The sequence below is a fragment of the Edaphobacter sp. genome, assembly GCF_035532915.1.
Classification (GTDB): domain Bacteria; phylum Acidobacteriota; class Terriglobia; order Terriglobales; family Acidobacteriaceae; genus Edaphobacter.
Map to the genome: position 1 here is coordinate 1 of NZ_DATKQC010000125.1, position 8,024 is coordinate 8,024.

At 58.5% G+C, this 8,024-nt stretch carries 7 protein-coding genes; all 7 read right to left on the reverse strand.

All coding sequences use genetic code 11. From position 1 onward, the window contains the following. Positions 1-47: 47 nt before the first annotated feature. On the reverse strand, positions 48-776 hold the full coding sequence (locus VMU57_RS06210; RefSeq protein WP_325381765.1) for a hypothetical protein: 729 nt from the start codon (positions 774-776) through the stop codon (positions 48-50). A gap of 169 nt (positions 777-945) precedes the next feature. Beyond that, a complete protein-coding gene (locus VMU57_RS06215; RefSeq protein ID WP_325381766.1) occupies positions 946-1,152 on the reverse strand; it encodes an AlpA family transcriptional regulator in 207 nt (68 codons plus the stop codon). Between the two features lie 191 nt (positions 1,153-1,343). Continuing rightward, positions 1,344-2,015: a hypothetical protein gene (locus VMU57_RS06220; protein ID WP_325381767.1), complete on the reverse strand. Its 672-nt coding sequence runs from the start codon at positions 2,013-2,015 to the stop codon at positions 1,344-1,346. 409 nt (positions 2,016-2,424) lie between these two features. Further along, positions 2,425-4,023 carry a sialate O-acetylesterase gene (locus VMU57_RS06225; protein ID WP_325381768.1) on the reverse strand — a complete coding sequence of 533 codons (1,599 nt, stop codon included), beginning with the start codon at positions 4,021-4,023 and terminating at the stop codon, positions 2,425-2,427. 23 nt (positions 4,024-4,046) lie between these two features. Continuing rightward, positions 4,047-5,288 (reverse strand): MFS transporter, encoded by a 1,242-nt coding sequence (locus VMU57_RS06230; RefSeq protein ID WP_325381769.1) that lies wholly within the window; start codon positions 5,286-5,288, stop codon positions 4,047-4,049. Between the two features lie 249 nt (positions 5,289-5,537). After that, on the reverse strand, positions 5,538-6,698 hold the full coding sequence (locus VMU57_RS06235) for an acyl-CoA dehydrogenase (RefSeq protein ID WP_325381770.1): 1,161 nt from the start codon (positions 6,696-6,698) through the stop codon (positions 5,538-5,540). A gap of 74 nt (positions 6,699-6,772) precedes the next feature. Next, the gene (locus VMU57_RS06240; RefSeq protein WP_325381771.1) at positions 6,773-7,684 is read right to left on the reverse strand and encodes a tetratricopeptide repeat protein; all 912 of its coding nucleotides are present in this window, start codon (positions 7,682-7,684) and stop codon (positions 6,773-6,775) included. Positions 7,685-8,024: the final 340 nt, after the last annotated feature.

Genomic DNA, 8,024 nt, shown 5'->3' on the forward strand with positions numbered 1-8,024 from the left:
GGTCCCAGAGCGGTCGATTCGACGCAAGGATGTCTTTGAGCGGTTCACTACGCTGCACCGTCCCGCCTCTCCGATCGACCGAGAAGGCTATCGACCTCCCTAAGTACGCCGTACAGGGCAGACGAGAGCGGGAAGAGGCAAGTGTCGGCGTGGAGCTTCGTCAATCCCCGCTGTATCTCGCGAAGACCTTCACAGATATGCGGATGGCGGACTTCGTGCTTCCGTAGAAGGATATTGATCGTTCGTCGGACGCCGCGTTCCGTTCGATGATTCGCGAGGTATTGAAGCTGCGTGGATGCGGCAGACTTCGCCCATACAGCCCCACGATTGATTTTGATTTCCCCGGCGCATAACGCTGATTGAAGTTCTGGTGTTGCGGACTGAAGGATTTTCTTCACTTTCGAAATGTTCCCGGCAGAGACTCCGGCAGCGCGCGCAATTTCGATACGCACGTCCAACCTGTCAGCTTCCGCCAATTGTGTCGAACCCTTCTCGCGTCCTCCGACTCTTTGATTGGACTTCGCGCGCTCTTTGAACCACGGTTCCAGCTCAAGCGCCATCAGGATACGAACGTAGTCGCCTAAGCCCTTAGACCCGCGATTCCTATCGAGCAGATGCAGCAATGATTCCTCGTGATCCATATGGCGCACGATGCAGGTGAGAGTTGCGCGGTTTTGGAGCTTCGCGAGTTGCCACACGGCATACCCTTCGAGGATGACGTTTTCATGCGTGATCGTGATTGGGTCGGCATAGACAGACTCTCCACGGTCGCTCAAGGTTGATAACTCTTGCGTCGAATAGCCGCGCGCGTATTTTACAAGTCCAGGATGCGGAAGCAAGTCGGCCACACGTCGGACCTCGCCCAACGTCGCAAGCCGACTGTTTACCGGAACGTGAAGTGGTCTGGAAACTAGGGAGACCGCCCCCCCATCAGCGGTATTCACGCTAACCCCGGCTCAATTCAACGCGCGCGTTTAGCCACTCGTCAACTTCTGATTCAAGCCATCCGACCGCGCGCGCTCCAAGTGAGACGGCTTTGGGGAACGTGCCCTGTGCGACGCGGAGGTAGATTGTGCTACGGGACAACCCCGTGCGGTTCTCCACCTGCTTACGACGAAGAATCATTACTCGATTGGATCGCTGGTCGGTCATTAGTCGCTCCTGTGAATTCGTCCCGGAAGTTGTGGGACTAAATTCATTCAAGAGCCAAAGCGACGTCGTGAATAGATGGTCGGGTTTAGAAAACTCATCCCCGACAATGCGCGAATGGGGGGATGGATTATTTCGCCGATCGGAGGTCTCGTAAGGGGTGAAGATCGACTATCACCAACAAAGACGCGCCTTCACAATGGGGGGATGGATTCCTCGGGGGTCTTCGGCGCTCCGCCAGTTGTGACCCAATTTGCGACCTTTGCGGCATCCTCAATAGCTTGCTTGTTTGGAGTGCCGTCGTCCTTCGTCAGTCCGTATTTCGCCGCGTGCTTATTGAGCCAAATTGTAAGTGCGCTCTTTACGCTCTTATTGCGGGTTAGCCCAGGGTCTGCTTTGACCGCTTGCCAAGCTCCGATGGCAGCGGATAGCTTCGGGGAAAAGCAAGGGTCTTCCGGATTCAGGTATGCAGCGGTCGGCTGCTCCTCCGGGAAAAAAAACCCAGTTGAAAATCCACGCTGTCTGAGCCACTCTCGCAGGTCATCGACCGCAATGAGCGTGGCATACCAATCCGGCTTTAGCCGAACGAGAGTCTGTGTCCCACCACCTGCAAGCTGTACAAGTTGACCGTCCGGAAACGCCATACCCTCGATGTTCGATGCTTCGCGGCGCACCATTGCATTGAGTCGTCCGGATAGGATTGCACCTTGAAGCGCTGCGAGAGCCGCGGAATATCCTTGTGGGTAATGGTGGTATTCCCAGTCTCCGATGTTGTTCGCGGAGTCCGCGCTTTCTCCCACAATCAATAGAGCTGCCTGAATCACCGAAACATGATCGCAAAGCCGCCAGTAATCGATACTTTCCAATTCGATTTACCCCCATCGCCCGTGTCGTACTTTGTAGGATGTCCCAAGCATAGCAATCCAAGCGGTTCGAATTCGGACCCGAAGGGCCGAACTTGGGAATAGCGGTCAGACTCAAGGTCTATGACGGAGTAGCTGTGGGTATAAAGTGGGGTAGCGTTGTTCTGGTGGGGGTACATTTGGGGGTACATTGTGAAGGCTCATATCCAAGCTATTCATTCTATGTGATTTACGCTCCGATATGAATCCCCCACTCCCGCCAGACCTTTCCCGTAAGTCGTTCAAGATACTCATAAACAGCACAACATAAAGCGAATAGTGTCAACTTTTGTTTGTGCATACAGCGCGGGTCAAGAGGCATGACAAGTGAGGCCACACCCGCCTCACCTGTCGCGTTCAAAAACTACGTTGCTTATTCCGAGGTAAAGGTAGAGGCCGGAAGCCCCGCGCCGTTGTAGAGATTGCCGTTCGTAACGTTTTGCCACCCGTAACGCACATATTCTGGACTTTTTATCGCGGCACTCTTTACCTCGACCGACGAGCCTTCAATCACGGCCATAGCCGGAACAAACTGCTTGTCCGCCCCCGCAACCTCAAACCCAGCTAACTCGCCACCCTTGGCCGTTAAGCCTTGAGCGTGGTCGAACCAAACCCGCATTCCTGCACCATCCTGCGTGGCCTGCCGGAATATCGGTCCCGAGTAATCCACAGCCTCGCCGTAGACCATTCCGCGCGCCGCGACCGCCAATCGAGCTCCAACTGTCTGCTTGTCCGGCGGATGCACATTGTCCGGCGTGCCCACATCAAGCGACACCGCCATCGCCGTATTCGTCACCGCCAGCGTCCGCCGCTGCTGGTCGCGCACCATCCCCCAATCTTCACCAGGAGAGTGGAAGCTGGAGATCTGCACAAAGAGGAACGGAAAGTTCCCCTCCTGCCAATGGCTCCGCCAGTCCCCGATCATCGCCGAAAAAGACCTCGCATAGATCGGCGCGGTCGCCGGTGCGCTGTCGGTCTCGCCCTGATACCAGATCACTCCCTTGATGGAATACGGTGTCATCGGCGCAATCATTCCGTTGAACAAAGCTGCAGGCAGCCAGGACGTCTCGTCGGGATGCCAAGAATGTTTCGGCAGCGGCTGATGGGCAGCGAGCGCCGCCGCATCCTCTCGCTTCTCGGCAGCCTCCACTCTGGCCGCCCTGCTCTGCTCATCCGCGAATCGCGCACGCGTCGCAAAGATCGGCATCAGCGATGCATCCGCGCCAATTCCGTCCAGGCTGAGCCACGAAGCTACCGGCGTTCCGCCCCACGTTGCATCGATCAGGCCGATCGGAACGTGCTCCTTCTGGCTGATCTCCCTGCCAAAGAAGTAAGCGACCGCCGAAAAACTGGCTGCCGTCTCCGGCGTGCACAATGTCCACGTCCCATCGACGTCCTCGACCGGCACATCCGAGCTTTTATGCTCGATTCGAAGCAGCCGCACCGTGGGTACCGTGGCGTTGGCGATCTCCTCCGCACCATTTTTCAACACCGTATTGCCGCCAAAGCCCTTCAGCGGAAACTCCATGTTCGACTGACCCGACGCAACCCACACATCCCCTACAAGAATGTCTGAAACCGTCACCGTCGAGGCCGCTCCGCCCACACTACCCTGCGCCGTCAGCGTATACGGGCCGCCGGCCTGCTCCGGCATCAGCCACAGGCTCCACTCCCCCTCGGCATTTGCCTCGGCAGATCGCGCCTGTGCATGGAAGTGAACGGTGATCTTCTCTGCGGGCTCCGACCAACCCCATACATGAATAGGAGCCTCGCGCTGAAGTACAGTGTGGTCGCTGAACAGATGCGGAAGACGAATTTCCGCAGCTGCGCTTCCCGCGACGGGAAGAAGAAAAAGCACGCAAGCCCCAACCAATTTCAGCCTCTGATTCAGCATCAAGTCCAGTCCTTTCGGCAGGTTCGCGACGAAGCACTCGGGCTCGTCAATACCTCGATGACGATACCATTCCTTCACCGCAACCTTCCACGGAACTGTTCTTACGCCTCCATCAACTCATCTTCGATGGTCAGGGGATGATGTTCGTACTGCCCACCGCTCTTGTCTCCCACCGCATGGCGCAGAAACGCCAGCCCGATCAGTCCCAGCGCCAGGACACTGACTCCCGTCCACTGCCAATGCACCCAAGCCACCGTCGCCAGCGCCGAACCCACCGCCGCACCGCTGAAGTAGACCGTCATATAGACCGTGTTCAGACGGCTTCGTGCCGACGAATCCAATCCGAAGATCCGCGTCTGATTTGCCACCTGCGTCATCTGTGCGCCCATATCCAACACCACGACGCCAATGATCAGCAGAACCATATGCAGCGCCGTCGAAAGCCGCGCACTCTCCTCGCCCCACAGCAGAAGATACGAGACCGCCAGCAGCGATATCCCTACCGACACCACCCACCGCGAGCCGTGCTTGTCCGACATGCGTCCGGCAATCGGAGCCACCAGCGCACCCGCGGCACCAACGACGCCAAACGTCCCGGCAACTCCCGCCCCCAGACCATAGTGGCTGTACAGCATGAAGGCCAACGTCGTCCAGAAGCAGCTGAACGAGGCAAACACCAGCGCCCCCAACTCGCTGGACTCACGCAGCAGCGGCTGTGTCCGGTACAAAGTCCACAACGATTTCATGGCATCGGCATACCGCAACTTCTGTTTTGGCGGCAGCTTAGGCATCTTCCGCCACAGCAGCGGCACAAACGCCGCGTTGATAATCGCAGCGACGATGAACACAGAACGCCAGCCGGTAATATGGCTCACCCATCCGGCGAAGGTCCGCGCCAGCAGAATGCCCAACAACAACCCCGTCATCACGATGCCAATCGCCCGCCCTCTCTGCTCGTCCGACACTAGATCGGGAGCGATCGGCAGCACCACATGAGTCACCGACGCAAACACTCCGATCAGGGCGCTCCCTGCAATCAGCCAGCCCAGGCTCGGAGCCAGCGCCACCAGCACCAGCGCCACCGCCACAGCGGCAAACATACGCATCATCAACGCGCGCCGCTCCAGCAGATCGCCCAGCGGAACAAAAAACAGCAGCCCCAACGCGTAGCCCACCTGCGTCGCCACGGCCACAAACCCGGTGCGCCCGGCGGCCGCACCATAGGTATGGCCCATCTCCAGCAAAAGCGGCTGGTTGTAATACATAGTGGAGACGCCCACGGCACACGCCAACCCAAGAAACGGCAGCGGCGCGCGGGATGCAGCACTGGAAGTCTTCGTCATGATTTAAGAGGCCTGACCACTAGTGTAAAACGATCAGGCTCCTTTGCGTTTGCAGTGCAGCGGCCTCTGGGTACGCCAAGGCTTCAGCCTTGTCCCTCTACGTTGTGCGAATAAACGGGGCTTTAGCCCCTGAGACATGCCTTCCTCCAACTCCGCAAAACTCCTAACCGCCACCCCGGTCTTCCCCTTCACTCAAGAAGTCAAATCTTTACAGGGACGACAAGACAGGCAGAAGCAGGAGGGCTCCCACTACAACACCAGCTTGGCAATCGTCGCTAACTGCATAAACGAAGTTCCCTCATAGATCTTTCCGATCTTCGCATCTCGATAGAGCTTCTCCACCGGATAGTCCTTCACAAAGCCGGCGCCGCCGAAGATCTCCACCGCAAGGCTCGCCACCTTCTCCGCCACCTGCGAGGCGAAGTACTTGCACATCGCCGCCTCTTTCAAAAAGTCTGCGCCTGCATCCTTCAACCGGGCAGCGTTGTAGACCAGCAGCCGTGCTGCTTCGATCTCCGTCGCCATCTCCGCCAATTGAAACTGCATCGCCTGAAACTCCACCAGCGCCTTGCCAAACTGCCTGCGTTCTTTAGCCCACTTCGCCGCATGGCCCCACGCCCCTGAGGCCAATCCCAGCATCTGCGCGCCGATCCCGATCCGCCCTTCATTCAGCGTCTCGATGGCGATCTTGTAGCCTTTGCCGACCTCACCCAACACCTGGCTGGCAGGCACCATGCAATCCCGAAAGACCAGCTCGCATGTACTCGAAGCACGAATCCCCAGCTTGTCTTCCTTTTTGCCCAACGAAAATCCAGCTGCTCCCTTCTCCACCACAAACGCTGTAATTCCTTTATAGCCAGCCGAGGGATCGACCGTCGCGAAGACGATAAACAACCCCGCCTCCTTCGCATTGGTGATCCAAAGCTTCTGCCCGTTCAGAACATAGTCGTCCCCACGCCGAACCGCCCGCATCTGCAACGCAAACGCATCCGACCCCGACGCGGCCTCGCTCAACGCGTAAGCGCCCACCGTGTCCGCAGCCAGCCGCGGCAGCCACCGCTGCTTCTGTTCTTCAGTCGCCCATCGCACCAGGGCATTCACGCAAAGCGTATTCTGCACATCGACCAGCACCCCCACCGCCGGATCGACCGCTGAAATCTCCTCCACTGCGAGAACCGCCTCGAAGAAGCTGCCATCCGCCCCACCGTAGGACTCAGGAACGGCAATGCCCATTAGACCCAGTTCAAACAGTTGCCTAACCACCCCGGCGTCCATCTGCTGCGCTTCATCCATACCTCGCACCAGCGGCGCGATCTGCTCAGTGGCAAACCTCCGCACCGTAGTGCGAAACATCTGCTCGTCATCGCTCAACTGCGTCAACGGAATGGCGCTTCGCTGCTGCTCGCCCATCAGCTCACCTCATTTAAAGAGGTTACGCGCACCCAAAGACCGCATCGGCGGCAAACCACGATTAACGATGGAATCTAACCCGCCACCTTCACTAACCGCCCACCCCGGCTCACGATTGACAGCTTCTCCGCATTCAGAATCTTCCGCGCCTGGTCCTTCGCATGGCTCGACCACGGCCCCGTCGGGTCCAGCCGCACATAGGCCAACCAGTGACGCAGAGCTCTGCGCCGCTCCCCCTGCCGCTCGTATGAAAGTGCAAGATTGTAGTGCGCATCGGCATAGTGGGGCACCAGCGTCACTGCCTTCTGATAGGCCGCCGTAGCTTGGTCCAGCTGCTGCATCTCGTCCAGAACATTGCCCAGGTCGAAGAACGCCAGCGCATAGTCCGGGTCCGCCAGCGTCGCCCGCCGATAGAAGCTCTCCGCCAGCTCATACTCGCGCAGATTGTAGTGAATCGTCCCCAAGTTGATCAGCGCCGGAGCATGTTCCGGCCGCAGCGCCAGAATCGCCTTATAGATTTCGATTGCCGACGGAATCGTCGCCGGATTCTCCTCCAGCTTCACGGCCCGCAGAAACATATCCTGTAGCTCGGCAGCCTGTCGCGCAGGGTCATGCCCTCCGGCCCGCACCACGCTTAGCTGCCGCGTGCCGGTCGTGTCGAAGTCGAAGGCAAGCTGCTGCGTCAGCGGATCGACCAGGGCGCCTCCATGCCGAAACGTGAGTCGCGATCCTCGCCTTACCGCGCTCGCCTCCATCAGAGGATTCCGCATCCCGCCCACGCGCTGCATCGCGTCCACCGAAGCGCGGATGCTCTTGGCCGAGATGCGCGTCGTCGCCTGCAGATCGCGCAGCGTGCGCAGCCTGCCCAGTTCTTCAAAACTGTAATGTTCGTTAGGGGAAATCAGTCCCGCTCGCTCCCACGCCATCAACTGGCGCGCATGCAAGTGCAGGATTCGCAAAACGTCTTGACGGCAATATCGGGTCACGTCGATGTCTCTGTTGCCCCGTCCGGAGATCCGGTCCAGCAAAACTCTTGTTGCAGTATGCCGTCCAAACCTGCACCAATCAAGCCCCTTTCGCATAAGCCAGTCAAATAACAGTGGATATCGTGTACCAAATCGGGTTCCAATCGTAATTCGCGCTCCTCAGCCGCGCCCCAACGTCGGTCAGCCCGCCAAAGTGAAGCGATACATCCAGTCTCCGCCGGCCCACTGCGGATAGTTCGTACCCCAGGCATTGTTGAAGAGGTTCACATGCACCCCCTGCCCCAGACCGGGTAGCTCCTCGCTGAAGTTCAGCGGCGATCTCGCGCCCAGCGCCAACACC

What these genes read in the sequence shown, in the direction of transcription:
- VMU57_RS06235 (WP_325381770.1), bottom strand. Translation starts at nt 6,698, where the DNA reads ATGGGCGAGCAGCAGCGAAGCGCCATTCCGTTGACGCAGTTGAGCGAT.
- VMU57_RS06230 (WP_325381769.1), bottom strand. Translation starts at nt 5,288, where the DNA reads ATGACGAAGACTTCCAGTGCTGCATCCCGCGCGCCGCTGCCGTTTCTT.
- VMU57_RS06215 (WP_325381766.1), bottom strand. Translation starts at nt 1,152, where the DNA reads ATGACCGACCAGCGATCCAATCGAGTAATGATTCTTCGTCGTAAGCAG.